This window comes from Bordetella genomosp. 12 (genome assembly GCF_002261355.1).
Taxonomy (GTDB): Bacteria; Pseudomonadota; Gammaproteobacteria; order Burkholderiales; family Burkholderiaceae_B; genus Bordetella.
Genome location: NZ_NEVU01000003.1, coordinates 1493137 through 1519596, shown reverse-complemented (window position 1 = coordinate 1519596; position 26460 = coordinate 1493137). Strand labels below are relative to the sequence as shown.

Annotated in this window: 26 protein-coding genes; 13 read left to right on the top strand and 13 right to left on the bottom strand. The window is 64.0% G+C overall.

All coding sequences use genetic code 11. The features are described from left to right. Position 1: 1 nt before the first annotated feature. From gspM to CAL22_RS19075, 8 genes are all read right to left on the bottom strand, one after another. On the bottom strand, positions 2 to 562 hold the full coding sequence (gene gspM / locus CAL22_RS19110) for a type II secretion system protein GspM (protein ID WP_094815861.1): 561 nt from the start codon (positions 560 to 562) through the stop codon (positions 2 to 4). Further along, a complete protein-coding gene (locus CAL22_RS19105) occupies positions 559 to 1536 on the bottom strand; it encodes a GspL/Epsl periplasmic domain-containing protein (protein WP_094815859.1) in 978 nt (325 codons plus the stop codon). Before CAL22_RS19105 ends, gspM begins: the two co-directional genes overlap by 4 nt. After that, complete coding sequence (gspK, locus tag CAL22_RS19100; RefSeq protein WP_094815857.1) at positions 1533 to 2465, bottom strand: type II secretion system minor pseudopilin GspK; 933 nt, start codon at positions 2463 to 2465, stop codon at positions 1533 to 1535. Before gspK ends, CAL22_RS19105 begins: the two co-directional genes overlap by 4 nt. Then, a complete protein-coding gene (locus tag CAL22_RS19095) occupies positions 2462 to 3064 on the bottom strand; it encodes a prepilin-type N-terminal cleavage/methylation domain-containing protein (RefSeq protein WP_094815855.1) in 603 nt (200 codons plus the stop codon). The genes gspK and CAL22_RS19095 overlap by 4 nt, the downstream gene beginning before the upstream one ends. Then, a complete protein-coding gene (gene gspI / locus CAL22_RS19090) occupies positions 3061 to 3444 on the bottom strand; it encodes a type II secretion system minor pseudopilin GspI (RefSeq protein WP_208622031.1) in 384 nt (127 codons plus the stop codon). The genes CAL22_RS19095 and gspI overlap by 4 nt, the downstream gene beginning before the upstream one ends. Continuing rightward, positions 3431 to 3922: a type II secretion system minor pseudopilin GspH gene (gene gspH, locus CAL22_RS19085; RefSeq protein ID WP_348271694.1), complete on the bottom strand. Its 492-nt coding sequence runs from the start codon at positions 3920 to 3922 to the stop codon at positions 3431 to 3433. The genes gspI and gspH overlap by 14 nt, the downstream gene beginning before the upstream one ends. Then, positions 3891 to 4316, bottom strand: coding sequence for a type II secretion system major pseudopilin GspG (gspG, locus tag CAL22_RS19080; RefSeq protein ID WP_094815851.1), 426 nt, complete (start codon positions 4314 to 4316; stop codon positions 3891 to 3893). The genes gspH and gspG overlap by 32 nt, the downstream gene beginning before the upstream one ends. 110 nt (positions 4317 to 4426) lie before the next feature. After that, a complete protein-coding gene (locus CAL22_RS19075) occupies positions 4427 to 4864 on the bottom strand; it encodes a type II secretion system protein N (RefSeq protein WP_094815849.1) in 438 nt (145 codons plus the stop codon). Between the two features lie 181 nt (positions 4865 to 5045). Here CAL22_RS19075 and CAL22_RS19070 point away from each other — a divergent pair, with 181 nt between their 5' ends. From CAL22_RS19070 to leuD, 3 genes are read left to right on the top strand one after another with little or no spacing between them, the layout of a single operon-like run. After that, positions 5046 to 5945 (top strand): isocitrate lyase/PEP mutase family protein, encoded by a 900-nt coding sequence (locus CAL22_RS19070; protein WP_094815847.1) that lies wholly within the window; start codon positions 5046 to 5048, stop codon positions 5943 to 5945. Continuing rightward, the gene (leuC, locus tag CAL22_RS19065) at positions 5942 to 7351 is read left to right on the top strand and encodes a 3-isopropylmalate dehydratase large subunit (protein ID WP_094815845.1); all 1410 of its coding nucleotides are present in this window, start codon (positions 5942 to 5944) and stop codon (positions 7349 to 7351) included. Before CAL22_RS19070 ends, leuC begins: the two co-directional genes overlap by 4 nt. Next, positions 7344 to 7952, top strand: coding sequence for a 3-isopropylmalate dehydratase small subunit (gene leuD, locus CAL22_RS19060; protein ID WP_094815843.1), 609 nt, complete (start codon positions 7344 to 7346; stop codon positions 7950 to 7952). The genes leuC and leuD overlap by 8 nt, the downstream gene beginning before the upstream one ends. Before the next feature lie 57 nt (positions 7953 to 8009). Here leuD and CAL22_RS19055 read toward each other — a convergent pair whose 3' ends face one another. Further along, positions 8010 to 8831 carry a GntR family transcriptional regulator gene (locus CAL22_RS19055; RefSeq protein ID WP_094815841.1) on the bottom strand — a complete coding sequence of 274 codons (822 nt, stop codon included), beginning with the start codon at positions 8829 to 8831 and terminating at the stop codon, positions 8010 to 8012. Positions 8832 to 9081: 250 nt separating this feature from the next. Between CAL22_RS19055 and CAL22_RS19050 the strand changes: the two genes are divergently transcribed. The 5 genes from CAL22_RS19050 to CAL22_RS19030 are packed head-to-tail and all read left to right on the top strand — an operon-like array spanning position 9082 to position 13501. After that, complete coding sequence (locus tag CAL22_RS19050) at positions 9082 to 10416, top strand: MFS transporter (RefSeq protein WP_167383690.1); 1335 nt, start codon at positions 9082 to 9084, stop codon at positions 10414 to 10416. Between the two features lie 58 nt (positions 10417 to 10474). Next, entirely contained in the window at positions 10475 to 11602 is a 1128-nt protein-coding gene (locus CAL22_RS19045; RefSeq protein WP_094816801.1) for an LLM class flavin-dependent oxidoreductase, read from the top strand. Positions 11603 to 11619: 17 nt separating this feature from the next. Then, a complete protein-coding gene (locus CAL22_RS19040; protein ID WP_094815837.1) occupies positions 11620 to 12393 on the top strand; it encodes an SDR family NAD(P)-dependent oxidoreductase in 774 nt (257 codons plus the stop codon). After that, positions 12390 to 12911 carry a flavin reductase family protein gene (locus tag CAL22_RS19035; protein ID WP_094815835.1) on the top strand — a complete coding sequence of 174 codons (522 nt, stop codon included), beginning with the start codon at positions 12390 to 12392 and terminating at the stop codon, positions 12909 to 12911. The genes CAL22_RS19040 and CAL22_RS19035 overlap by 4 nt, the downstream gene beginning before the upstream one ends. A gap of 17 nt (positions 12912 to 12928) precedes the next feature. Next, complete coding sequence (locus CAL22_RS19030; protein WP_094815833.1) at positions 12929 to 13501, top strand: isochorismatase family cysteine hydrolase; 573 nt, start codon at positions 12929 to 12931, stop codon at positions 13499 to 13501. A gap of 17 nt (positions 13502 to 13518) precedes the next feature. Here the strand turns inward: CAL22_RS19030 and CAL22_RS19025 are convergent, their stop codons facing one another. The 4 genes from CAL22_RS19025 to CAL22_RS19010 form a co-directional block, all read right to left on the bottom strand. Then, positions 13519 to 14199 (bottom strand): Fe2+-dependent dioxygenase, encoded by a 681-nt coding sequence (locus tag CAL22_RS19025; protein WP_094815831.1) that lies wholly within the window; start codon positions 14197 to 14199, stop codon positions 13519 to 13521. A 71-nt stretch (positions 14200 to 14270) separates the two neighbouring features. Continuing rightward, positions 14271 to 16565 carry a TonB-dependent receptor gene (locus CAL22_RS19020; RefSeq protein WP_143277005.1) on the bottom strand — a complete coding sequence of 765 codons (2295 nt, stop codon included), beginning with the start codon at positions 16563 to 16565 and terminating at the stop codon, positions 14271 to 14273. Between the two features lie 148 nt (positions 16566 to 16713). Further along, the gene (locus tag CAL22_RS19015; RefSeq protein WP_143277004.1) at positions 16714 to 18090 is read right to left on the bottom strand and encodes an ATP-binding protein; all 1377 of its coding nucleotides are present in this window, start codon (positions 18088 to 18090) and stop codon (positions 16714 to 16716) included. Next, a complete protein-coding gene (locus CAL22_RS19010; protein WP_094815825.1) occupies positions 18087 to 18824 on the bottom strand; it encodes a response regulator in 738 nt (245 codons plus the stop codon). The genes CAL22_RS19015 and CAL22_RS19010 overlap by 4 nt, the downstream gene beginning before the upstream one ends. 144 nt (positions 18825 to 18968) lie before the next feature. Here CAL22_RS19010 and CAL22_RS19005 point away from each other — a divergent pair, with 144 nt between their 5' ends. From CAL22_RS19005 to CAL22_RS18985, 5 genes are all read left to right on the top strand, one after another. Further along, positions 18969 to 19469 (top strand): sigma-70 family RNA polymerase sigma factor, encoded by a 501-nt coding sequence (locus CAL22_RS19005; RefSeq protein ID WP_094815823.1) that lies wholly within the window; start codon positions 18969 to 18971, stop codon positions 19467 to 19469. A 99-nt stretch (positions 19470 to 19568) separates the two neighbouring features. Beyond that, on the top strand, positions 19569 to 20564 hold the full coding sequence (locus CAL22_RS19000) for a FecR family protein (RefSeq protein ID WP_143277003.1): 996 nt from the start codon (positions 19569 to 19571) through the stop codon (positions 20562 to 20564). Between the two features lie 225 nt (positions 20565 to 20789). Next, on the top strand, positions 20790 to 23267 hold the full coding sequence (locus CAL22_RS18995) for a TonB-dependent siderophore receptor (protein ID WP_244193944.1): 2478 nt from the start codon (positions 20790 to 20792) through the stop codon (positions 23265 to 23267). Between the two features lie 429 nt (positions 23268 to 23696). Next, on the top strand, positions 23697 to 25745 hold the full coding sequence (locus CAL22_RS18990) for a TonB-dependent siderophore receptor (protein ID WP_244193943.1): 2049 nt from the start codon (positions 23697 to 23699) through the stop codon (positions 25743 to 25745). A gap of 210 nt (positions 25746 to 25955) precedes the next feature. After that, the gene (locus CAL22_RS18985) at positions 25956 to 26384 is read left to right on the top strand and encodes a YybH family protein (protein WP_094815816.1); all 429 of its coding nucleotides are present in this window, start codon (positions 25956 to 25958) and stop codon (positions 26382 to 26384) included. The last annotated feature ends 76 nt before the right edge of the window (positions 26385 to 26460 follow it).

The window sequence follows — 26460 nt, the reverse complement described above, 5'->3', positions numbered from 1 at the left end:
GTCAACCTCCTTGCCGCAGGCTCAGGAGCAGCTTGCCGTTGACCAGGCCCGGCAACGGTCGGCCGTAAGGGTTGGTGGCGCGCACGAGTTCGGCCTGGCGCGCGGTCAGGCTCCAGTCTTGGCTGCTGCGGGCCAGCCAGTCCAGCAAGGTCTGCGCGGGCACTTCGCTGACGCGCAACTGGTAGCCGTCTTTGTCGGGGCTCAGGATCCAACGGTCGGGGCTCAGGCCCGCCTGGCTCAGGCTGTGCTGCAACTCGGCTTGCGCCGGCAGGGTGGCGCGGGCGGGGGCCTGCCTGGCCAATGAAGCAGCTTGCGCCGCCAGATCGTCGATGGCTGCAGCCTGCACGCGCAACTGCGGCAGCTCCGCATGCAGCCGCATCACTTGATTAAGCGCCGGTTCCACACCCAGCAGCCAAAGCGCCGTCGCGCCCAGCGTCACCGCCATGGCCTGGAGCAGACGCCGGTCGCGGGTGCTGAGCGCGGCATGGCGTTGGCGCAGCTCGCGCAGGGAGGGGTTGATGCGTTGGCGCAGCTTTTGCCAGGCCGGGGTCAGCGCTTTCATGGTTGTTTGCGCGTGATGCGCCAGATGGGTTTGTTGTCCTGCTGCTCGATCTGCAGGCCCAGGGCCGCCGCTTGTTGCAGGCTTTGCGCCATGGCCGCCGGATCGGCGGCGACGTCGGCGGGCGGCTGCCATTGCAAGGTGAGCGCCTGGCCGGTGTAGTTCAGTTGTTTGAGTTTGTCCTGGGCCTGGGGCAGCAGGGTGGCCGCGTCGCGCGCTAACGCCAGCAGATCATCGCCGCCCTTGCGGTCCTGGCGCAGGGCCTGCAAGCCCTGTTGCGCTTGGCGCAGCGGGTCGATCACCACCGGCAGATGAAACGCCTGTTGCACGCGTGCCGTCATGGTTTCGCGCAACCCCTGCGCCTCGGCCGCCAGTTGGCGGGCATACAGGTTCAGGCCCAGCACCCAGAGCGCCACGGCCAACGCGCCCAGCCGCAAGGGCGCGCGCCAGGGCGATGGACGGCCCTGCGCCACACGCGGCAGCTCCAGCGACCAGCCCGGCGAGGGGTGGTGCCAGCGCGCGTCGCCATCGGTCTCCAGGGCCGGACCCGCACCCCATGCCTGTGTGGGGACGATGGCGCGCAATGGCATGCCCTGGCTGGCGAGCAGGGCGCAGGCCTGCGCGATGGCGGTGCGCGTAGACCAGGCCACCGCCACTTTGCCGTCGGCGTTGGCGGGCGAGTAGCCGATGGCTAGGTCGTTCAGGTCGCCCAGCACCAAGGGCTCGAGCGCGCCGCGCACGACGGCCGCGTGGCGCGTGCGGCCCAATGCAGGCACCGCGATCTCGGCGGCGATGGCATCCTCGGGATGCAGCACGGCCTCGGCGGGCGCATTGCGAAACGCGGTGGCCAGCGCCTGCGCGGTTTCCCGCCCCTGGCGCACGGGCCGCCCGCGCCGGTCGTACCAAGCAAAGGGCAGCAGGGTTTGCGGGTGCAGCAGCGCCAACGGCGGCAGGGCGATACGCAGCATAGTCTTCATGGCAGCTCTCTTATCCAGGTGGTCTGCGGGACGGCAGGCGGCACGCTGTGCAGCAACGCCTGCATGCCGACGCGGGCGCGTTCATAGACCAGCGCGCCGTGCGCCATGAACCACTGGCTGGTCGTGGTCACCACGGGCGCGCTGGCCGTCAGGCCAAACGCCGCCAGCCGATTGCTGAAGTCGCCGCTGTTGTTGAACCAGTTGCCGCGATCCCGCTCGCCTGTCAGGGCACGGGCCTGCGACAGCGTCAGCGTCGGGACGATCGCGGCGATCACCTCGGGGGGGGCGGTGTTGACGTTGATGCTGGTCGATGCGGGCAGCAGAGTGAGCGTGCGTTCGAGCTCGGCGCGTACCTGAGGCGTCAGGCCCAAGCGGTCAGCCAGCTCCGCCACGCCTCGGGGCAAGGGTGCTTGCGCGACGGCTGTGAGCGGCGTGCCGGTACTGTCCTTGGCCGACGCCGGCGCCTGGGCTGCAGCGACGGCCTGCACCAGGGGCTCGGCCAGGCTCGCCGGCAATTGCTGCATCTGCAACAAACGCGTGAGGGTGTCGATACTGTCGGGTTGCGCAATGCCATGCTGCGCCAGCGCATAGAGGTTGAACTTGCCCTGCTCATCCTCGATGCGGCCGCTGAAGACCGCCACCCGTTCGTCGCCGGGGCGATCGATCCGCGTATCCATCACCGGCGTGGCCCACACCTGCTGCAAGACGGTGACCGTCTCCTGACGGCCATGCTCGCGCAGGATGAGGCGGGCCCAGTCGGTGCCGCCGGCGAGCAGTTCGCGGGCTTGCGCCCGCGCCAGCGCGTTCTCGAACTGGCGTGTGCTGGCGGTCTGCCGCTGGAACAGGCTGGTGGCCAGGGCGGCCACCACGGTCACCACGACCAGCGCCATGATGATGGCCGTGCCGCCTTGGCGTTGGGAGGAGGTCATGGCAGCTCCACCACGCGGGCATAACGTTGTTGCGGCCCGCGCTCCACGGTGAGTTCCAAGCCCTGCGGTGTGCTGCCCGGTGTGGCGGTGGTGGCGACCCAGCCCGTATTGGTCAGCCAGGCGCGTAGTGTCAGGGCCGTGGCGCCGGGCAGGATCAACACGGCCTGGTCGGGCAGCGGCAGCGGCATACGGGGGGCGGCCGCGCCGGTGGCGCGCCACAAGCCGCGCGCGTCGACCCGCCATTGCACCCGGTGCCACAGGCCCGCGCCCTCCGGGTCAGGGCGCACCAGGTCCAGTACCGGGCGGCTCAACTGCCTGGCGCTCAGGCGTATGCCCGGGGTCAGGGTCACGGCGTCGCTGGCGGCGGTCTCGAAGGCAGGGCCGGCGTACGCCAGCTCCACGTCGCGCGCCAACTGCCCCAGGGCGCGGATGACCTGATCGGTGTCGGCGGCTTGCGCCGCGATGCCGGCACGCGCCTGGGCGATATGTTGCAGCCCGCGCCAGGCGATGACACTGACCAGCGCCATCAGCGCGATGGCGACCAGCACCTCGATCAACGTAAAGCCCTGCTGGCAGCGGGCACCGCGGCCGCTTCTCATCGCAAACTCGACACCATGCCATCGAGCTGGATCAGCGCCCCGGCGCTGTCCGGGCCGTAGACCTTCACATTGACCTGCCTGAAACTGCGATTCATGGTGTTGGTGATGGTGAGGTCGCAGCGCAGCGCCAGGCTGCCCTGCGGGCAGGCCTGCGACTGCGCGCCGGCACGCGGCAAGCCAGGCTGCAGACGGAGTTGAGCGATCGCGTTCTGCGCCGCCAGGAGCGCCAGCGCCTTGTCATGCAGGGCGCGGTGATTGGCGGCCATCAAGCCGGTGGCGCGTAGCGCCGCGGTGAGGGCGACCGCGATGATGGCCAGCGCCACGAGGACCTCGATCAAGGTAAAGCCCGCCTGCGGCGGCGTGGCGTCACGGCACGTCATAGTTGCCCGCCGCATCGCGCCGCAGCACCACTTGCCGGCCGGCTGCCTCCAGAGTGAGCGCAAACGGCCCGGCCACCCACTCGGTGTTGAACACCAGCGGACGGTCCGGATCCAGGCGCAGGGAGACGGGGGCGGCGGCAAAACGCATGGCGCGCAGCTCGGCGTCTTCGGCGAAGGTGTCCGGCGGCGGGAGGCGGTCATCCTGAGCGGTCAGCGTCGCGCTGCGCCCGTCGCGCTCGAATGACCAGCCGCCGGTATCGGCCCGCCAGCGGATCACACGCCCATCGCTGCGCGCCTCGCCCTGTGCGACCGTAAACGCATTGGCCAGCCGTTGCGCATCGTCACGCAAGGGGTCGCTCGCCGGGCGCACCGACAAGCTCACCAGGCCGGCCGACATACCGATGATGACCAGCACCACCAGCATCTCCAGCAGCGTAAAGCCGTGCTCAGAGATCCCAGGAGCCGACGTCCGCATCATTCGCCTCGCCGCCCGGCTTGTTGTCCGCGCCGAAGGAAAACACATCGACCTCGCCCTTGGCACCGGGGTTGAGGTATTGATAGGGATGGCCCCAGGGGTCGACCGGCGTCTTGTCCAGATAGCCGCGCCAGCCCGGCACGCCGTCAGGCTTCTCGGCGAGCGCGCGCAGGCCCTGCGCCGCCGTGGGGTAGCGGCCGTTGTCCAGACGATAGAGTTTGAGCGCCTGCATCACGCCGGCGATGTCCTGGCGGGCGGCCACGCGGCGGGCCTGCTCGGGGCGATCCAGCACGCGCGGCACGATGAGAGCGGCCAACACGCCGATGATGACCATCACCACCAGCATTTCGATCAGCGTCAGGCCACGCTGGTAATAAAGAGGAGAACGGTGCTGCACGCGATAACTCGGTTTCTGCGGAAAACTCGATTATCGAAATGAAATAGTACAGAAATATTAAGGCCGCCAAGATAGCCGCAAAAAAGCGTCGCGACGTTGCGCGCAGGCCCTCAGCGGACGGCCACGATGCCGGCCGGCGCCGCTGCCTGCGCCGGCGCGCGCAAGCGCAACGTCCGCCCGTGTTGCGCCAGAACCACCGTATCGGCCGCCACCTCCTGCAGCACCAGCGCGCCCGGCAGCTCCTGCCCCACCCGATACGCCGTCGCCGGCCCGCCATCCAGGCTGAGCACCACCGCGCCCGAGGGCCCGGCGGCAATCACCCCCAGCACTTTGATGTCGGTTTGCAGGGCCTCATCCTTGCCGAACCAGCGCGCCACCGCCTGATTGTCCGGCGCGCGCGGTGGCGCGGCAGACAAGGGGGGCGGCAGCGCCTCGGGCCGCGGCGCCAGCAACATCACCCCCCAAACCCCGACCGCGCCGGCGCATGCCGCCGCCGCCACGGCGTAGAGCAAACCAGAAGCAGACAGGGAAGGCAGGGACAGACGCATGAGGATTCGTAAAGGCGGACCGGGATGCGCAAGCTAAGCATGCCTATGTTGCAGGGTGATGATGCGGCTAGCACTCAGGTTTATCTTGTCATGTTGTAATGTTGCCATTACATTATAAAAATAGAGAGGCAGGTACACACTGCCATCCCGGCGGCAGGCCGGCAATTGATAGGAGACATTTTTGGACGCTTCCAACACCGTCCGCGCTTTGCTGGCGCGCCCCGAGCTGATTGTTGCGCCGGGGGTATACGATGGCCTGACGGCGATGCTGACCGAGCAAGCGGGTTTTCCTGCGGTATACATGACCGGGGCCGGCACGGCGGCGGCACGCGGATTTCCGGATTTTGGTTTATTGACGATGTCGGAAATGGTGGAGAACGCCGGCGTCATCGCGCGTTCGGTGAGCGTGCCTCTTATTGCCGATGCAGACACGGGGTACGGCAATGAGTTGAACGTCACGCGCGCGGTGAGCGAGTACATCATGCGGGGTGTTTCGGCCATCCACATCGAGGACCAGGTCATGCCCAAGCGTTGCGGCCATCTTGACGGCAAAGAGGTCGTGTCGCGGGAGGACTATCTCGCCAATATCCGCGCTGCTTCGGCTGCGCGCGCCGGCACGGATTTCGTATTGATTGCTCGCACCGATGCGCGTGCCGTGCTGGGCATGGAAGAGGCCATCTGGCGCGCCAACGCCGCGCTGGACGCTGGGGCGGACGTGGCTTTCGTGGAGGCGCTGCAAGATGCCGATGAGGTGGCCGCAGTGCCCCGGAAAGTGTCTGGCCCTTGCTTGCTCAATCTAGTGAGGGGCGGGAAAACACCCGACATCGGTCTGACCGATGTGCACGAAATGGGGTATCGGATCGCCATCATGCCCAGCATGCTGTTGAGTACGGTTTTTGAGGCCTGCGATCGTGCGCTGGCGACCGTGCGGGAAACCATGCGGCCGTTGTCGTCGGCGGGTTTCCCAAGTGTGCGCGAGCGTTTTCAGCGTGTGGGGGCCGATCGTTGGGATGCCTTGCGTACGCGCTTTCGCGATCCCGCTGTGCCGGAAGCACGGGGCCGCGGTGAGGATGGCGCATGACAGGTCGAACGCTGTTCGAGAAGGTGTGGAGCGGTCATGTTATCGAAGAGGCGCCAGATGGTTGGGCCTTGCTGCATATCGATCGGAATCTCCTGCATGATCTGTCAGGTAACAACGGGCTCGCAGCATTGGCCGAGCGCCGGCTAGGGGTGGCCGTACCAGAGCTGTCTTTTGCCACGCCAGACCATGTCGTCTCCAGCGCGCCAGGCCGCACAGGAGAGTCCGGGGAGGCCGGCGCCGTGCTCTACGGAAGGCTGAAGGCGCGGGCGCGCGAGCAGGGCATAAGGTTCTTTGATGTGGGTGAGGCGGGGCATGGCATTGTGCACGTCATGGCACCTGAGCTTGGGCTCACCCTGCCGGGTGTCACGTTGGTCTGCGGCGATAGCCACACCTGCACCAACGGGGGGTTGGGGGCGCTGGCCTTTGGAATAGGGTCGTCGGAGTTGGTTCACGTGCTGGCGACTCAGACGCTGTGGCAGCGTCGGCCGCGCACCATGCGGATTCATTTTGACGGCGAGTTGGCCGAGGGTGTCGCGGCCAAAGATTTGATTTTGTATCTGATCGGCCGTTTGGGCGCCAATGCTGGAACGGGTTTTGCAGTGGAGTACGCGGGCTCGGCCGTGCGTGCCATGGGCGCCGAAGCGCGCATGACCATCTGCAATCTGTCCATCGAGATGGGCGCGAAGATAGGCATGGTCTGTCCCGATGAGGTCACCTTTGAGTATCTCAAAGGTCGCCCATATGCGCCAAAAGGGGCTGCCTGGGCGGCGGCGGTCACGGCTTGGCGCGAGTTGAGCAGCGATGCGGACGCTCGGTTTGATCGCGAAGAGAGAGTGGATGTGAGCTCGGTATCGCCCATGCTTACTTGGGGCACCAGCCCTGAGCACGTCATGCCGGTCGACGGCCGTGTCCCCGACCCGGCGCGGGCGCCAGACGGCGCGCGCGGACAAGCCTGGCGTGAGGCGCTCGATTACATGGGCCTCAAGGCAGGACAACGGCTGGCGGGTACGCCTGTCGACTGGGTGTTCATCGGTTCGTGCACCAATTCGCGTTTGTCGGATCTGCGGTCGGCAGCAGCACTGATACGGGGTCAGCACGTGGCCAAAGGCGTGAACGCCTGGGTCGTGCCGGGTTCGGAGATCGTAAAGCGCCAGGCCGAGGCGGAAGGATTGGATACCGTATTTCGCGAAGCAGGCTTCCAATGGCGCGAACCCGGCTGCAGTATGTGTGTGGCGGCCAATGGAGAGATCGTGCCTGCGGGTGCCCGTTGCGTTTCGACGTCCAACCGCAATTTTGTCGGTCGTCAGGGGCCTGGCGCGCGGACCCACCTGGCCAGCCCGCAGGGAGCAGTGGCTGCGGCGCTGGCAGGCGCCATTACCGACGTCAGGGAGCTGTGTCATGCATAAAGTCACAGTGATTCGCAGTCGTGCTGCGCCCTTGCTGCGGTCCAACGTGGATACCGATACCATCATCCGGATCGAGCGGTTGATGCATGTGCCGCGGGAGGAGTTGGGCCGCTATGCACTTGAAGCCTTGCGCCTGCGCGATGATGGCAGCGAGGAGCCTGGATGCGTGCTCAATCAGCCGCCCTTTCGCGAAGCGAGCATTCTGCTGACGGGAGACAATTTCGGCTGCGGCTCGTCGCGAGAAGGGGCCGTCTGGGCTCTCATGGGGTGTGGCCTGCGCTGTGTCATCGCGCCCAGCTTCGGCGAGATTTTCTATAACAACTGTTTCCAGAATGGCATGTTGCCGGTGCGCTTGCCTGCCGATGCGATCGGCCAGCTTGCCGCCCAAGCGGGCACTCAGGAAGTGATCGTCGATTTGCGGGCGCAGACCGTGAGTGCGGGAGAATTATGCTTCCGGTTCGAGATCGAGCCAATGCGGCGAGAGGCCTTGTTGGAGGGCCTGGATGCCGTCACGGATACATTGCGTCGGGGCGAGCGTATCGCCGCTTGGCAGCAGGCAGATCGCCAGGCTCGGCCCTGGGTGTGGCCGCCTTTTGGCTGACGCGGCAACCGGGCAGCAAGCTCATGCTGCCTGGTTACACGTCAGGGCGCCAGAGCGTCAGGCGCGTCCCGTGGCGGTCTTGGGCCGCGCTGCAGGCACGTCATGCACGATCTGGCCCGTGCGCAAAGTGTTGATTGAGTCGGCCATCATGTCGACGACAATCCGGCTGTGCTCGGGACTCATCGTGAGGGTCAGGTGCTGGACTGGCGTGCGCGCGCAGTCATAGACGATCCGGGTTACTCGCAGCAAAGGAGCGCCGATGTCGACATTGAGCCAACGGGCGCAGGAGGGATCAGCCGATACCGCGGTGACATCCTGAATGACGCGGCCGAATTCGATGCCCAGTCCAAGAAGAATCTCATACATCGCCTGTTTCTTGAGCGTCTCGGCGTTGATGGCCTGACTGAAACGTTCGGGTACCCAAGCGTCCGTGACCATGACCGGCGTGTCCTCGATGCGGCGCAGCCGAATGGCGTGGACCGCGAGTGCGTCAGGCGGAAGATGCAGTTGTTGTGCAATGCGCAGTGGGGCCACTAGCGTGTCGCAACTGATGACCTCGACGCGGGTCTCTTCCGCACTTTTATGCAGTGCCTCGACGAAACTGAGCGTGGTGGCCGTGCGGCCCCGAGGCAGGTCCGGCGAGACAAAAGTGCCCAGCCCTTGCCGACGGCGGACGTAGCCTTCTGCTTCGAGGTCGGCCAGGGCGCGGCGGACCGTGATGCGAGAAACGCCAAAGTGATTGCACAGCTCTTCTTCCGATGGAATCGGCGCATTGACCGGATAGCGGCCGGTGAGAATGCTCTCGCGCACGACCATGAACATCTGGCGGTGCAGGGAAGTGCCGCGCGTGCGCGGCAACATCTCGGTGGAAGCGGACATGGGCTCGGGCGCGGATCAGGCGCGTTTATTACGTTATGACATCATCATAACCCAGCAAGTCCGGTGATATCCGCCGTAAGGGAAAGCACTCAGCAACTTCAAGGCAACAAGGCTCGAAACAGGTTATAGGGTTTCTGCTAATGTCGTCATAACAAGATAACGTTAGACTGACTTCACCAATAATATACGGCTCGGCTATGGCGGTCAGGACTTTCCACGCCACCGCCGAATCGACATGGAGACAGCCTCGATGACCCAACATGTGCAGTCCGTAAGCGGCGCGATCGCCGCGGATGCGCCACCCGCCGCGCCACAGCTGACAGCTGCATCCCGACGCTCCATTGCCGGGAGTTTTTTCGGGATGGTGCTGGAGAGCTACGAGTTTTTGCTTTATGCCAGTGTTGCGACGGTCATTCTGGGCCCCTTGTTTTTTCCGTCCTCGGATCCTTTCGTGGGTGCGATCCTCGCCGCCGCGACTTTCGCTGTGGGATTTGTGGCGCGACCCGTGGGGGGCATGATCTTCGGGCATTTCGGCGATCGTCTGGGCCGTAAGCCCTTGATGCTGCTGTCGCTCATGCTGATAGGTATTTCGACGGTAGGCGTCGGCCTGTTGCCCACTTACGCCCAGATCGGATTGGCCGCTCCCATCATTCTCGTACTGCTGCGTATTCTTCAAGGCATTGCTTATGGCGGTGAACTGGGCGGAGCCGTCTTGATGTCCGTTGAGCATGCGCCGCGGAAAATGCGCGGATTGGTGGGTGCCCTGCCCATGGCCGCGGTGCCTTTGGGTCTTCTCCTGGCAACCGGCATGCTCAAACTGGCCAGCGCGGCGACTGGTCCGGCTTACATGACTTGGGGCTGGCGCATTCCTTTTCTGTTTGCGGTCGTGGTGTTGGCCCTGGGTATGTGGGTACGGCGCCAGACAACCGAGACACCGGTTTTCGAGGCTGCGGAGAAAAATGGTGAGCGGCCGCGTCAACCGTTGATGCAGGCCATACTGAATTATCCACGTGAGATTGTGTACTCCGCTGGTGTATTCGCGTTGGCGCAGTGTGTCTACTACACCGTTATTGTTTTCGCAGTTGACTACTGTGTGGTCACGCTGAAAATTCCGTTTGTCGACATGATGACATCGGTGGCGATCGCGTCGGCGGTGCAGATCTTCGCGCTGATAGGTTTCGGCGCCCTGTCGGATCGCCTGGGGCGTGTACCCGTCATGTTGTTTGGCGCATTGGCCCTTGTAGTGCTCATGACACAGATATTCGGCCTGCTGCAAACGCGTGACCTCGTCACCATTACGCTGGTTCTGACACTTGCCTTGGTGCTGAACTCAGCCTTCTATGGACCAAGCGCGGCGCTTATCGCTGAGTCCTTCGGGCCAGAGGTCCGTTTCTCGGGTATCTCTCTTGGGGCAAATCTCGGTACCTTGCTCGGCGGGGCCTTCACTCCCATGATCGCTTTGAGCTTGCTGCGCTCTTCCAATAACCAGACCTGGCCCGTGGCGGTATACGTTGTCAGCGTGATCGCCATAGGCATCATCTCGCTCTTGCTGCTCACGCGTGCCGTGTCGGCCCGCCCGCGTTGACGCGTGCCCCAATTTTCAATGCCCGATCACTCGGATAAATAATGAGATGGAGGAACATATGACCAATGCAGTATCCAAGGCCGACAAAGAGAGTTCAGGCCGGCGTCCGCATCCGTTGATGAACGATCAGAAACTTAAACTGGGCGTTTTCGGGATGAATTGCAGCAATGGGCTGCTTATCAGTAACGCGCCCACTTCATTTGAGATGACCTGGGAGCAGACGCTTGCCATCGTCACCAAGGCTGATCGCATGGGCTTCGAGATTGCCTTGCCGCTCGGCCGTTGGAGAGGATTCGGTGGCACCACCGATTTCAATGGCGTTTCGTTTGAGACATATACCTGGGCCGCAGGTCTGGCCCAGGCAACCAGCAATATTGCAGTCTTCGCTACCTCGCACGTTTCTACCGTGCATCCCGTTGTCGCGGCCAAGCAGGCTGTAACCATCGACCATATATCAAACGGCCGTTTCGGCATCAATCTCGTGATGGGGTGGTTCCGCCCCGAAATGGAGATGTTTGGCGGCAGCATGAGCGAGCATGATGCGCGCTACGCCTACGGCGACGAGTGGCTGGATATCGTGCAACGCCTTTGGCGCGAGGAGGAGCCGTTCGACTACAACGGCAATCACTTCAACCTTAAGGGTGTGCAAGCACATCCCAAACCGATACGGGATCGGCCGGTGCTCATCAATGCGGGTACCTCCGGTGCGGGTCTGCAGTTCGCAGCCAAGAATGTGGATTTTGCATTCGCAAGCATCGATAAACCGGAAAATATATCGCGGCATCTGGCCGTCACCGAAATCGCCAAAACCAAGTATGACCGGGATGTCGGCGTGTTCGCTTCGGCATTGGTGATCGCTCGCGACACTGAAGAAGAGGCACGCGCGGTGTATCAGTCCATCCTGGATCAGGGGGATTGGGTCGCAGCGAAGAACATGATGGCGGTGCTGGGTATTGAAAGTCAGTCATTCAACGAGAGACTGGCCAAGTCGCAGGAGAAGTTCGTCGCCGGGTATGGCACCAATGCCCTGCTCGGGACCCCTGAGCAGATTACCGAGCAGCTGCAGGCTTACTCTGACTACGGTTTGAAAGGCGTCGTTCTGTACTTCCTCGATTACGTGAAGGAACTCGACTATTTCGACCGCAAGGTCATGCCTCTGCTCAAGGAAGCGGGGCTGCGCCATTGATACGAAAAGGGTAGCAAATGAATATGCTGCAAAACGGGCAGGGCAGACTTGCCGGAAAGACTGCCATCGTCACCGGAGCATCGGGAGGAATCGGGCTAGAGATCGTCCGGGCTTTCTGCCGTGAGGGTGCGCAAGTCATGGCCCTGGATCTGAAGTCTCCCGAAGACGATGACGCGCGCAAGGTGTGTGCTTTATCTCCAGCCGTAGCGTACCGACAGTTGGATATCTCGTCGGAAAGCGAGGTTCGCGCTTTTTTCGGTGCGCTGGTTGAGGCTGGGACGCGCGTCCATATCCTGGTAAACAATGCCGGCATCATCTTAGGGCGGGCGTTACGGGAAACGAGTCTTGAACAATGGGACTTGTTGGCCGCTGTCAATGGACGCGGCACCTTTCTCATGATGCGCGAGGCATTGTCTGTACTGGACGCAGAAACCGGATCTGTCGTTAACGTGTCGTCCGGTGCCGCCCTGCGGCCGCTGAAAAATCTGGGCGCCTATTCTGCTTCGAAGGCTGCGGTCAATGCATTGACCAAGGCTGCGGCTTATGAACTGGCCCCCATTCGCTTCAATGTCGTGTGTCCCGGCGTCGTGGATACCCCCATGCCCCGCCGTTCAGTAGCCAACCTGGACGAGGCTGCGCGGCAGGAAACCTTCGCGGCCTTCGCTTCGGTCCGCGCGCTGGGACGGATCGCCCAGCCGGAGGAAATCGCTGAAGTCGTACTTTTCTTGGCCAGTGACCAGGCCTCGTATTTGACCGGCGCCGAGATCAATGTGGACGGAGGAAAACCATGAGCCATCTTCTACAGAACGCAGGCCTGCCGGCGACTGATGTGCTGAACGCACTCGCTTTCAAACAGCTGATGCGGGGCGTGGCTTCCAGTGTCTCGGTCGTGACGACTTTCCACCACGGCATTCCGCACGGTATGACGGCCACCGCATTTTCCAGCGTGAGCGCTGATCCGCCCACAGTGCTTATCGTGCTCAATAAAGGGACGCGATCGCATCCACTCATCTCGGAAAGTCGCCGCTTCGTGGTCAACGTGCTGCGGGACGACCAGCGCGAACTCGGCAACCACTTCTCAGGAAAGTTGGATGACCAATTCGCCGCCGTGGATTACCACGCCGGCCAGTTGGGAGCGCCGGTGCTGGACGGTGTCGTTTCATACTTCGAGTGTGAGACCGTCGATGCCTTCGATGCAGGTTCGCACACGATATTCGTGGGCCGTGTCGTCGCAGGTGCGACGAATGAGACCTCTCCGCTTCTTTATCACGATGGCCAGTACAAGGCCGTCCTGCCTCTCTCGAACTGACTCTTTCAGGATCCCTTATGAAAACGGCATTCATCGGCCTCGACTACATCGTGGATATCATGCACCCCGATGGAAAAATCGCGAGGTCGGCCCAGCAGGCCGCCGATCGTCGCGTCATCGAGAAAGCCAACCAGGCGCTGGCTCACGCCAAAGCCCACGAGTGGCTCAGCATTCTCGTGAAGGTCGGTTTCAAACCGGGTTATCACGAATTGCCGCTGCATTCGCCCATGTTCGGCAAGGCCAAACAATTTGGGGCTCTGGCGCTGGGTGGGCCCGGCACGGAATTCCATCCGGACCTGCGCAGTGATTTGGCAGACATGGTGATTGAAAAGCCGCGTGTCAGCGCCTTTTACGGTACCGCCTTGGAGCCGGCGTTGCGCGCGCAGGATGTCAAGCGCCTGGTCGTGGCCGGCGTAAGTACGGCCTGGGCCGTGCAGAGTATCGTGCGTGAAGCGCATGACCGCGACTATACGGTGGTCATTCTCGAAGATGCATGTGCCGCGCCTACGGTGGAAGAGCATGTGTCGTCCATTGCATTGCTCAGGACCATCGCCCAGGTCACTTCAGTTGAGGAGCTCGGCAATCTGTAATGGAAAGCCAGGAGCCCCTACAACTCCGCCGCTGACCGCAGGATGTTGTGATACGTGTTGGTCAGCTTGAGTACTGCCGGATGCTGATCCGGCAGTAGCGAGCGGATCTGCATGATGGCCATGTCCAGCTCGTGCAGGATGTTGCGCTGTTCATGGGATTTGACGATGGATTGGGTCCAGAAGAAGCCGGCCCAGCGGGAGCCGCGCGTGACGGGGCTGACGCTGTGGATGCACTGGGTGGGGTAGACCAGCAGGTCGCCCGCGTTGAGTTTGAAGGCTTCGGTGCGGTGCTCGTGGTGCATGACCAGTTCGCCGCCGTCATACTCGTCGGGGTCTGACAGGAAGAGCGTGGCGGACAGGTCGGCGCGCATGCGGGGGGCGCCGGGCACGCTGTGAATGGCGCCATCGACATGGGCGCCGTAGGTCATGCCGACGTCATAGCGGTTGAACATCGGCGAGCGGACCCGCAGCGGAATGGCCAGTGAGTTGAACAGCGGATTCTTGCCCAGGGCGCGCAGCACGAACTCCCCCAGTTCCTGGAACTCGGGCGCGTTCATGGCGATCTGCAGGTTGTGTTTGACGTCACGCGCCTGTTCGCCGGCGCTGGCCTTGCCGTCGACCCAGGCCGAGGCTTCGAGTACGCGGCGGCAGTATTCAATCTGTTGGCGGTCGAGCAGTTGCGGTATCTGGACAATCATGATGAGCGGCTTGGTAGGAGGGGCGGGCCGGCTTCCGGCCGGATGCCGGAAGCCGGGTCAGCACAGGAAGGTCAGAACATGACCCGGGCGCTCAGGACGAAGCTGCGCCCGGCCGAGGGGATGGCCCGCGCCGTGTTGGCGTTTTCGCCGGCAAAGAAGTTGTCGTAGTTCAGGCGATTGGCGAGGTTGTAGCCGTTGAGGGCAAGACGCACATTTTTGTACTCGTAGGCGATCATGGCATCGTAAGACAGGCTGAACGGCACTTCGGCCATCTTGTCGTCGCGGATGTACATGCGGTCGCGATAGGTGGCGCCGCCACCGATCACAAACCGGCCCGGGAAGTACGCCGACGTCAGGGCGCTGAGGTCGTAGCTGGTCCACAGGGTGGCCGCGTTGCGGGCCGCGCCCTGCACCGGGTTGCCGATATTGGCTGCGGTGGCGGAGTCCTTGATCTCGCTATCGAGGTAGGTGTAGCCCAGATAGGCCGACCAGTACTTGGTGATCTGGCCGGTCAGGCCCAGTTCCACGCCCTGGTAGCGCTCTTTGTTGCCGGTGGCCGACAGCCCCCCTGTACCGTTGTCGTAGTAGGTGTTGTTCTTCTCGGTATGGAAGATCGCGCCGGACACGCCCAGGCGGTCATCGAGCAAGCTGATCTTGCCCCCCAGCTCCAGTGTCTTGGTTTTTTCCGGCGAGAGGTTGCGCAGCGCGTCGCTGGCGGCGGTGGTGCTGTTCACGCCCAGGGGATTGGCGTCGGCGGTGATGGAGCCGGCCCACGGCGCGGTCGAGGCCCAGCCATAGGAGAGGTAGTAGGTCTGGCTTGGGGTGGGCTCCCAGATCAGGCTGGCTTTGGGGCTGAAGAAATTGGAGTTGGTGCGCACATCGCCCGACACGGTGCCCGTGCTGCCCGTGGACAGCTTGGCCGACTGTTCGTAGTGGTCCCAGCGTACGGAGCCGAGCACGGACCACTGCGGGCTGAAGCGCACGCGATCCGTGGCAAAGAGGGCCACGTCGGTCAGTTTGGAGTCCCGCACGTCGTTGGTGGCACGCGGATCCTTGGCGATGACGTAGTTGCTCGAGCTATTGTCGGGGTGTTGCAGGGTGCCGGGAATCTTGGTGGTCGTGCCCGATAGATCGGGCTTCATGTAGGCATACGCCTGGCGATGGTCCGTCTGGTGCGAGACGTCCAGGCCCAGGCGGACATCGTGCTTGAGCGGGCCGGTGTCGAACTTGGTCGCTAGCGTGGTGATGTTCTGGACGCCGTCGGAGCGCTGCGAGTAACGCGGCCCGCCGCCCGAACCGTAGATGATTTTGCCGTCGCCGCCCGAGAAAAACGCGTTGGCGCACGCCTGGTCGCAGGTCGCCGTGGTGGTGCTGAAGCGGCGCTCATAGTAGCCGTAGCGCGTTTCGTTGCTGACCGAGGTGTCCTCGTTGAATTGATGCTTGAACAGCGAGGTCAGGATGTTGGCGTGCGTGCGGTCGCGGTCGGTGTCCTTGCCGTAGTAGTTGGCGCGGTCAACGCCGTAGGTGGCCACCGGGCGGCGCACCTCCGTGGCGGTCCGCGCGATCAAGGGCTGCCCGAAGTCCGGCGTGCGGTCGTTGGACTGGTGCATATAGTTCAGGTACCAGGTGGTGTCGGTGCCCAAGCCCATACCCAGCGACAAGGCCGCGCCCCAGCGGTCGGATTGCACCCCATCGCGATCGACGATGTCCTGGTTCTGGCGCATGGCGTTGATGCGCAGCCCGGTGGTCTCGCCCACCTGGCGATTGATGTCCAGCGTCTGGCGGTTCATCGGGCCGTTGCCGAACATGCCTTCCACACTGGCCTGGTTCTGCAAATGCGCGAGCTTGCTCTGGCTATTGATCGCCCCGCCGTTGGTGCCCATGCCGAAGTTTTCCGAGGACGGGCCTTTGAGCACCTCGACCTGCTCGGTGTTGAAGGTGTCGCGCACGTACACCCCGAAGTCGCGCAGGCCGTCCAGGTAGGCATCGTTCTTGGTCGCGGCGCCGCGAATGCGGAACTGGTCGCCGTTGGCGCCGCCATTGGCTTCGCCGATGGCCACCGTGATGCCCGGCACATTGCGCAGGGCTTGTTCCAGCGTGGTGGCCTGCTGCTGTTGCAGGATCTCCTGCGGCACCACATTGACGACCTGCGGGATGTCCTGCACGGGGCCTTCGATGCGCGGAATGCCCAGCGTGGAGCGCAGCACATTGGGCTCGACGTCCGAGCCGGTGACCGTGACGGGTGCCAGGGTGGGGGCGGCGGGCGTCTGTTCCTGCGCCAGGCTGGCTTGCGAGCAGACGCAGGCCAGGGCCACGACCAGCGGCTTGAGGGCAAAGCCGGCCGATGCTTTTGGGGAGTTTTTCACGTAGCAATATCCTCGGTAAGCGAATAGACAAAAAATTCCGGATGGGAATGATTGCTATTGCATGTGGCGAGGGTTTGCTGATGTGTGGTGGCGATGTGGCAAGCCCGCAGGTTTTGCCACGATTTGCCACAAAACCGCGGCGCAGTGCCTAGATGGGCAGTTCGATGACCGCCGACAAGCCGCCTTCCGGGCGGTTTTGCAGGGTGACATCCCCGCCATGCGCCCGGCAGCACGACCGGGCAATGGCCAGGCCCAGGCCGGCGCCGCCCGTGGTCTGGCTGCGCGCCTGGTCCAGACGCACGAAGGGCTCGAAGACCTGTTCCAGCTTGTCCGGCGGGATGCCCGGGCCGTTGTCGGCGACGTCGATACGCAGTTTCTGGCGGGCGGGGTCGCAGCTGACGGTGAGGGCGACGCTGCCGTGGCGGGCGCCGTTGTCGATGAGATTGTTCAGGGCGCGTTTCAGGTGCACCGGCCGGCAGCGATAATGCAATGCGGCGCTGTCAGCCAGGAAGCGCGGCTCCACCTGATGGCCATGCAGGCGCTGCTCGGCCACGACGTCGCTGATCAGGGCCTGCAGCGGCACCTCCTGCGTGGCCTCTTGTTGCGCGTCGTCGCGCGCGAACTGCAGGGTGCCCTCGACGATGACTTTCATGTCGTCCAGCGTGCGCACCATGGCTTCGCGCAGCGCGTCGTCGTCCACCAGTTCGGCCCGGATACGCAGCGAAGTCAGCGGCGTTCGCAGGTCGTGGCCGATGGCGGCGATCATGCGGGTGCGCCCCTGTACAAAGCGCAGCAGGTTCTCCTGCATGTCGTTGAAGGCGCGGGTGATGTCGCGCACGCTGTCCAGGCCGTTGGAGGGCGGCAGGATGACGTGCTCGCCCCGGCTCACGCGGCGGGACGCCTCGGTCAGCTTGCGCAGCGGCCGCATGATGCGCCGGCCGAACAGCAGGGCGATCAGGGCCGTGGGCAGCATGCCGACCAATAAGGAAAAACTCAGCACCCGGCTCCAGTGGGCAGGCATGATGGTGGGCATGTGCTCGCTGCGCAACCACTTGCCGTCCGGCAGGGCGACTTCCACGCTCAACGCCCAGATCTTGGTCGACTTGAGCATTTTTTCAAGCCAACTGCGATTGTCATGCCCGCCCATCCCGGCATCGGCATGATGCAGGTGGACGTTCACGGCCGAGCCGGGGGCGAGCGCCAGCGTTTTGCGCAGGGTGTCGGCCAGCGCCTGCTCCTGCGCGTTCATGCCGCTGCCATCGTCGCGCGACGCGCCGGCGAGCGTGAAACGGGAATCCGGCAGGCTCACGTCGTCCAGCAAACGGGTGTCGTTGGGCGAGCGTGTGGCGATGCGATAGGCCGACAGAATGCGCGTTTCGATGGTGCGCGCCGACATCGGGTGGATGGTGTTGTTGTCCATGCGCCACCAGGACATCATCAGAACGGCAATCAGGTGGGCGGCCAGCATGGCCACCAGCCAGAGCGCCAGCAACTGGCCGGACAGACTGCGGGGGAATGCTCTCACGCGCGCAGATCCGTGACGCGGGTGGACAGCACATAGCCATCACCGCGAACCGTCTTGAGCAGGCTGGGCCGGCGCGAGTCCTGCTCGAGGCGCTTGCGCAAGCGGCTGATCTGGCTGTCGATGCTGCGGTCAAAGGAAATCGAGCCGGAACGCTGCGTCAGATCGAGCAACTGGCTGCGGCTCAGCACGCGGTTGGCGTTCTCGACCAAGGCGCGCAGCAGATGAAACTCGGCGGTGCTCAGCGGGACGTTCTGATTGTCGGGGTTGCGCAGTTCGCGGGCCTGCAGATCGAATACCCAGCCGCTAAAGCCCAGAACCTTGCCATCCTGCGCGCCCGGTGCGTCGGCCGGGGCGGCGGGCCGGAGCTCGCTGCGCCGCAAGACACTGCGCACGCGCGCGACCAGCTCGCGCGGGTCAAACGGCTTGACGACATAATCATCGGCGCCGACTTCCAGGCCGGCCACGCGGTCGGCCTGTTCGGTGACCGCCGTCAGCAGGATGACCGGTGTGCCCACATGCTCTGACAGATAACGGCACAGCGACAGCCCGTTCTCGCCGGGCAGCATGATGTCCAGGATGATCAGGCTGAAGGAGCGCTCGCGCAATCGCTGGCGCATGGCTTTGCCATCGCCGACCGCCTCGACCTCGAAGTCGAAGCGGCGCATGTAGGTAGTCAGCGGATCCCTGATGCTTTGGTGGTCATCCACGATGAGGATGCTATGCCGACCATCCATACTTTCGCTATCTCGCGCAAATGAGTCTTATTAGCGGGAGTTTACCAGTATCGCCGGGCCCGGCCGTGCCAAGACGATCGAGGGCATGAATGAGAATTATTGTTAACATGCGGGCCTGTCGAATTCTGGTGTCCTGCCCTTCGTATGTCTGCCCCCGCCGCGCCGAAACGAGGCTGGCTCGCGCACTACCGCGAGCTGGTCGCGGCGTGGCGCCGCAAAGGCATGCATGAAGACAGCGAGGATGCGATGCAGGATGCCGTGCTGCGCCTGCTCGAGGCGGGCAGCGCCGCGGTCACTGATCCCGCCGCCTATCTCAAGCGCAGCGTGGCCAACGGGGTGATCGATCGGCATCGCCACCAGGCCGTGCTGCCGATGACGCCCTTGCATGAGCTGGCCGAGAACGAGCATCCGGCTAGCGATGGTCCCGACGCGCAGCTGGCCTCGCAGCGGCTGGCCGGCGCATTGAAGGCCGCATTGGGCGAGTTGCCCTTGGTATGCCAGCAGGTTTATGTGAGGCAGCGCCTCGAAGGCTGGACGCATGACGAGATCGCCCGGGCCATGGGGATTTCCAAGGCCATGGTTCAGAAGCATATGACCCGGGCGCTGCAGCACCTGAACAGAAAGTTACAAGAATATGCGCCATAAACGTTCCGGCTTTGGCCCGGCTCATCCGTCTATGTCTGTGAAGGGCTGCGGTTTGCGGTTGCCGCCGTGGCGGGCCTGTTGTTTCTCGCTCTGCGCGCCATGAGACCTCCCAACGATACTTCGACCTCCGACGATCCGCGCGATCTGGCCGCTGCCTGGTTTGCGCATCTGCAATCCGGCGATGCGACGCCGGCGGATCGGCGGGCGTTCGAACAGTGGCGCGCGGCTCACCCGGAGCATGCGCGGCAGTACCGCAATGTGCAGCAGATCTGGGAGGGTACGCTCGCCATCCCGGAGCATGAATTGCGCGCCATTCTCAGCCAGCGCCCGGCAGCCGTGTCGCGTCCGAACCGCGTCCGGCGGCGTTTGGCCTGGGGGCTGGCGGGTGGTTTGACGTTCGCGCTTACCGGGGCCGTCGCCCTGAACGGCGGCTGGCTGCAAACCCCGCTGCAAACGCTGCAGATCGCCACCCGGCGGGGCGAGCGGCGTCAGGTGGCCTTGCCCGATGGTTCGGTCCTGGACGTCAATACCGGCACGCGCGCCGTGGTGCGCATGTACCGGGACAAGCGCGTGGTCGAGCTGCTGGAGGGCGAAATCTTCTTTGCCGTGCAGCGCGATGCCGGGCGTCCCTTCCTGGTCGATGCCGGCGCCAGCCGCGTCATGGTCACGGGGACCCGCTTCAACGTCCGCTACGACAACGACGCCATGCGCGTGAGCGTGGAATCCGGTTCGGTCGAGGTCTCCAGCGGCCCCTGGTGGAACCGCCGCACGCGTGCGCTCGCCAAGGGGCAGGGCGTGCACACCGCGCCGGGTCAGGCTTTGAGCGCCGTCGAACCCGTCGACCTGCAGGCGATGCTTGCCTGGCAGCGCGGCAAGATCGTGTTCGAGAACACGCCGCTGGCGCAGGCCGTGGCCGAGATCAACCGCTACCTGAAGCGGCCCGCCCGGCTGGAGGCGCCCGCGCTGGGCAACCATCGCATCGCCGGCATCTTCAGCGTCAATGATCCGCAGTCGCTGATCGACATGCTGCCCGAGATTGCGCCGGTGCGGGTCTTTCATCTGCCAGACGGCGAGATCAGCATCGTCGGCCGCTAGCCGCCGCGCGGCGCGGGCATGCGCGCGCAGCCCGGGGCGATGCCGTGAGCAGGGCTGTTACAGTCTGTCACGATAATGATAGTCATTTCCATTCTGATGTTTCGACGCTGGCGCGTCTAGGGATATGACGGGGCGTGGTTTCAGTGATGAGGCGCCCCGGCAGAACCTTTGGCCAAAGGGTTGGCGCGCCGTGCGCGAAACATCATTCATGGAACCCGTAGGATTGTGAAAACGAAGAACCCAGCCGCCGTCTGCGGCGCGCGACCCGCCGCGATGCGCATCAGCCTATCGGCATTGGCCATTTCCATCGCCGTGATGTGCGGCACCCTGCCTGCGCCGGTGCAGGCGCAAGCCGCCAGCGTCCCGTTCAGCATCCCGGCCCAACCGCTGAGCAAGGCCTTGCTGCAACTGGGCGAGCAAGCGTCCCTGCAGATTTTCTTTCCGCAGGACATCGTGGATGGCTACACCGCGCCGGCCGTGACGGGCAGCCTGCCGCCCGAAGAGGCCCTGCGCCGTCTGTTGGCCGGCACCGGCATCGAGTTTCGCCGCACGGGCAACAATATTTCGTTGTCGCGCCCGGGGGCGGGTGTGGAGCTGGCGCCCATCGCCGTGCATGGCGCGCTGGGCGCGACCACCGAAGGCACGGGTTCATACACGACCAACGGGCCCAGCACGACCGCGACCAAACTCGGGCTGTCGCTGCGCGAGACCCCGCAGACCGTCAGCGTCATCACGCGCCAGCGTATCGAAGACCAGTCCCTGACCAGCATTGCCGACGTGCTGGAGCAGACGCCGGGCATCTCGGTGCAGAACATCGGCAGCGACCGCTATACGGTGTACTCGCGCGGTTACGCCATCGACAACTATCAGCTCGATGGCCTGTCCACGCTGTCGGATATCGTCAGCCAGAATATCCCGCAAGGCCTGGCCGACATGGCCATCTACGATCGCATCGAAGTGCTGCGCGGCGCCTCCGGGCTGCTGACCGGCGCGGGTGACCCTTCCGGCGTGATCAACATGGTGCGCAAGCGTCCCACGCGCGAGTTCCAGGGGCATGCCGATGTGGGTTACGGCTCCTGGGATCAGTACCGCGCCGAAGTCGACGTCAGCGGCCCGCTGACCGAAGACGGCCGCGTGCGCGGCCGCCTGGTCGGCGCGCACGAGCAAGGCCACAGCTACATCGACTACTACAAAACCAAGAAAGACATCGTCTACGGCGTGCTGGAAGCCGACGTGACCGACACCACGCTATTGCGCCTGGGTGTGGACTATCAAAGAAATGATCCGCGCGGCGCCTCGGGGTCGGGCTTTCCGCTGTTCTACAGCGACGGCGAGCAGACCGACCTGCCGGTGTCGACCAATGCCGCGGCGCGCTGGAACACCAACAAGATCGAAACCACCAATACCTTCATGGCGCTGGAGCAGAAGTTGCCCCAGGACTGGTCATTGAACGTCGCGGCCAATTACATGGACGCCAAGCGGCATGGCAAAAGCGCCGATGCCTCCTGGGGCTATCCCGATAAAACCACGGGAGAGGGCGTGCTGTTCTACGGCGGGGTGTCCACCGGCAAACAACGCCAGACCAGCTTCGACACCCATGTCAAAGGGCCTTTCCAACTGCTGGGCCGCGAACATGAGCTGGTGCTGGGCTTTAACTTCTCGGAATACAAAAACTTCCACGAGCCGCTGCGCTATGACGGCATCGAAGGCACGCCCGTCAATATCTACACCTGGGGCAATGACGCCGCCGGTCCGGACATGAGCTCGGATGAAAAGCTCTTTGACTATGACCTGCACGTCAAGCAATACGGCGGCTACTCGGCCCTGCGTCTGAAGCCCCGCGACGATCTGGCCGTCATCCTCGGCGCGCGCCTGAGCAGCTATCGCTACAAGCTATCCACCCTCTACGCCGACCCCAAGCTGTCGCGCTGGAACAGCATCAAAACCATGCGCGAAAGCGATGTCATCACGCCCTATGCCGGCGTCATTTACGACATCAATGAGGCACACTCGGTCTACGCCAGTTATACGAGCATCTATAAACCCCAAAGTTATCGCAACGCCGCGGGGGACTTTCTGGATCCGCGCGACGGCGACAACTATGAGCTTGGTTTAAAGAGCGAATTCCTGGGCGGCAAGCTCAACAGCGCCGTTGCGCTGTTTCAGATCCGGCAGAACAACCTTGCCGTGGCCGACGACGGCAAGGTGGTCGCCGGCACCGACCGCGAGGCGGCCTACCGCGCCGTCAAGGGCGCCAAGACCGAAGGCCTGGACATGGAGCTCAATGGCGAGCTGATGCGCAACTGGAACATCGCCGTCAGCTACACCTATAGCCAGACCAAGGATGCCCAGGGCGAGCGCATCACCACCCTGGTGCCGCGCCATATGGCCAAGTTGTGGACCACCTACCGCCTGCCCGGCGATTGGCATCGCGTCACCCTGGGCGGCGGCGTCAACTGGCAAAGCAAGGTCTATCTCACCGTCACGCCCTGGGACCTCGGCAAAACCGTCACCGCCAAGCAGGACAGCTACGCCGTCGTCAACCTCATGGGCCGCTACGACTTCAGCAAGCAACTCTCCGCCACGCTCAACGTCTACAACCTCTTTGACAAGAAGTACCTGAGCTCGCTGGACGAGAACTTCTACACCGGCTATTACGGGGCATCGCGCAGCGTGATGCTCAATATGCGGTACTCGTTCTAAGGGAGGCGCCCGCCACGCCGGGCGCAGCCTGGGTAGCGGGCTGGGTGTGCTGGGCGTGTGGCCCGGCAGCCGGCAGGATGGGCGCATGCCATCGCGTCGGCGGGTTTGGCGCTGGCTTAGGGCGGCAGGCCCTCCTGCTGGAGGTCTGTCCGATTCGGGGTGCTCAGCGCCGGGCGGCGCTTGCGGGATCTCCAGCGTTGTCAGGGCGTGCACGTGTTCTTGTCCGCGCGCTAGGCGCGCCTGACGGGCAGATGGTCGCCTCGCATTTTCTGGCTTCGATCTCGGAAATTTTCTTGCTTGGTCCCATGCTAGCTTTTTGACGATTACGCGTTTTCTTCGTCAATGCCGTTAGCGTCAATGCAAGTGCTTCATGTGTCGATAGCCAGGCTGGGTCGCGGTTGCCTGGCCGTGCTGGCTGCAATGCCCGCAATGAGTCAGGCGGATAGCGCCGCCGTCACCGCCAGCCCGGTTGATCTGCCCGCCATCTCGATCCAGGCCGCGGGCCAACTAGAGACGGATTTTCGGGCGGGCGGACCTCCGCAGGTGAATAAATCGAACGCCTCGTTGGCAGAAACTCCGCAGACCGTGACGGTCGTGCCGCGTTCGGTACTGGATAGTCAGCAGGCACAGACGCTGGCCGACGCCTTGCATGACGTGCCTGGTGTCGTGGCCAATAACTTCGGCCGTCGGGGCTGGGATGATGTGATCATTCGCGGGCAGAAGGCTTCTGACGCGCTGTTCGTGGATGGCCTGCGGGTGTCGACGACGAACCGCATCGCCCAGGAGTTGTTTGGTGTCGAGCAGGTCGAAGTCATCAAAGGCCCGGCCTCGCTGCTGTATGGCCAGGTGCTTCCGGGCGGCTTGGTCAATATGGTGAGCAAACGCCCGCGCGCAGACCGCTTTGCTGAGGCGGGCATCACGACCGGCAGCCATCATCTCTACCAAGGGACGATGGATGTCGGCACGCCACTGTCCGCAGACGGCAAGGCCGCCTTGCGCATCAATGCGCTGGCCAGAAACACACGCGATGCGACGGATTATGTCTGGTCCAGAAACCGCTGGGTGGCGCCGTCGCTATCGCTGGATGTCGGCCCGCGCACGGACGTCACTCTTTTGGCGAGTGTGCAGCAGCGCACCTACGTCCGCCAGCAAGGCCTGCCGCTGTCCGGATCGATCGCCGCCAATCCCCATGGCCCCGTTCCGCGCCGCCGCTTTACCGGCGAGCCCGATCAGGCGCCCTATCGCGGCAGGGAAAGCCGCCTTGGCTATGCCTTGTCGCATCGCTTCGATAGCGGCTGGACGCTCCATCAGAACTTCCGCCATCAACAGTTCAGGTTGGACGGGCAGTTTGTCGCCAGCGGCAAATTCCTGGCGGATGCCCGAAACCTGCGGCGCACCGCCAGCGATCAGCATTGGGATGGCAGCACGATCGCGCTGGACACGCACGTCCAGCGCCGTTTTCTGGCCGGGCCTTGGGGCGAGCACGAGCTCACCGCCGGCGTTGACTATCTGAGATCGCGTCAGGACGCGGTGCGGACGAATTGCGCGGTTCGCCCTCTGGATGTGTATGCGCCGAACTACGGCGGCGGCTTTGTCTGCGCGGCCAAACCGCGCCTGGATACGCGCACTACGATCCGCGATCTCGGGATCTATGTCAGAGACCAGGTCACGCTGGCCGAGCGCTGGCGCCTGTTGGCCGGCCTGCGCCACGATCGCGCCGCGACGCGCAATCAGGATCAACTGGCGGGCAAGCGCGAAGCGGAGCGCGCGCAGGCTTCTACTGGGTCCGCCGCCCTGATGTATGAAATCTCGCCGGGCGTGCGTCCTTATGCGAGCTACGCCACCTCCTTTACCCCCAACGCCGGTACCGACATCAATGGCGATCGTTTCGTGCCGGAGCGCGGCCGGCAGTGGGAGCTGGGCGCGAAGCTCGAACTGGACGGCGGCGCCATGCAGCTGAACCTGGCCGCGTTTGAGCTGCGGCGGCGCAATGTGCTGCAGAGCGACCCCTTGCACGACGGTTTCAGTATCGCCGTGGGCGAGCAGCGCTCACGCGGCGCAGAAATCGGGCTGGTTGCGGATCTCAGCCACGGCTTGAGCCTGATGGGCGGTTACGCTTATACCGCTGCCGTGATCACGGATGATGGCGGCCAGATGCCATCGACCGAAGGCCAGCGGCTCAACAACGTGCCACGGCATAGCTTTACGCTGTACTCACGGTACGCATTGAGCGGCGAAGCCCAGGGCTGGGAACTCAACGCCGGCCTGCGCGGCGAAAGCAAGCGCTACGCCTACGGTTATTTTCTGCCAGGCTATGTGGTGGCCGACCTGGGCGTGGCCTATCGCGCGCGGCGGTGGCGGGCCGCACTGACGATCAAGAATGTGTTCGACAAGCAGTACTACGCCGGCGGCCTGATCGCCGCGGTGGCCTTGGGCAATGACCGCGCCGCGCTCTTCACCGTGGGCTACCACTATTAACAGCGACGCGATGGCGGTGCCGCGCACTGCCGGCCCGCGTGGCGGGCTTGCCGGGCGGCGTGCGCGCCGGTATCGTGTTGGCATGCCGCTGCCCCTGACGACCCGCCCCATTATTGTCCGTATTCACTGACTGGCGGACCGGTGCAGCGATCCACCCGCCAGAAGGCGGGTTTTTTCGTTCTTCTGGCGCAACTCTCGACGGAGCGTCACATGAACACACATCCCCTGCGGCAAGTTATCGAAGCCTGCGACCGCGCCATTACCGCGGCCGATTACGACACCCTGATGGGCTCTTACGCGGATGATGCGGTGCTGGTCGTGCAGCCCGGCCAGACCGTGCAGGGCAAGGCGCGCATCCGTCAGGCGTTTGCCGCGATCGCCGCGCACTTTCAACATCGCCTGACCGTCACCCAGGGCGAGATGCAGGTCATCGAGGCCGGCGGCACGGCGCTGGTCATCATGGAGACCCGGCTCGCTTATCCCGGCGCAGACGGCAGCAACCAGACGGCCGTGCGCCGCGCCACCTATGTCTTTCGCCACGATGCCGACGGGCAGTGGCGCTGCACGATCGACAACTCGTACGGCACGGATCTGCTGGATAGCAAGTCCTGCCTGGCCGGAAACAAGGCCGTTGCATGACGAGGTGCGCAGGGCGGCCGTCATCTGAACGGCGGGTTCGCCTGAGGGCGGGCCCCTTCTCCATCAAGCCTCCTCC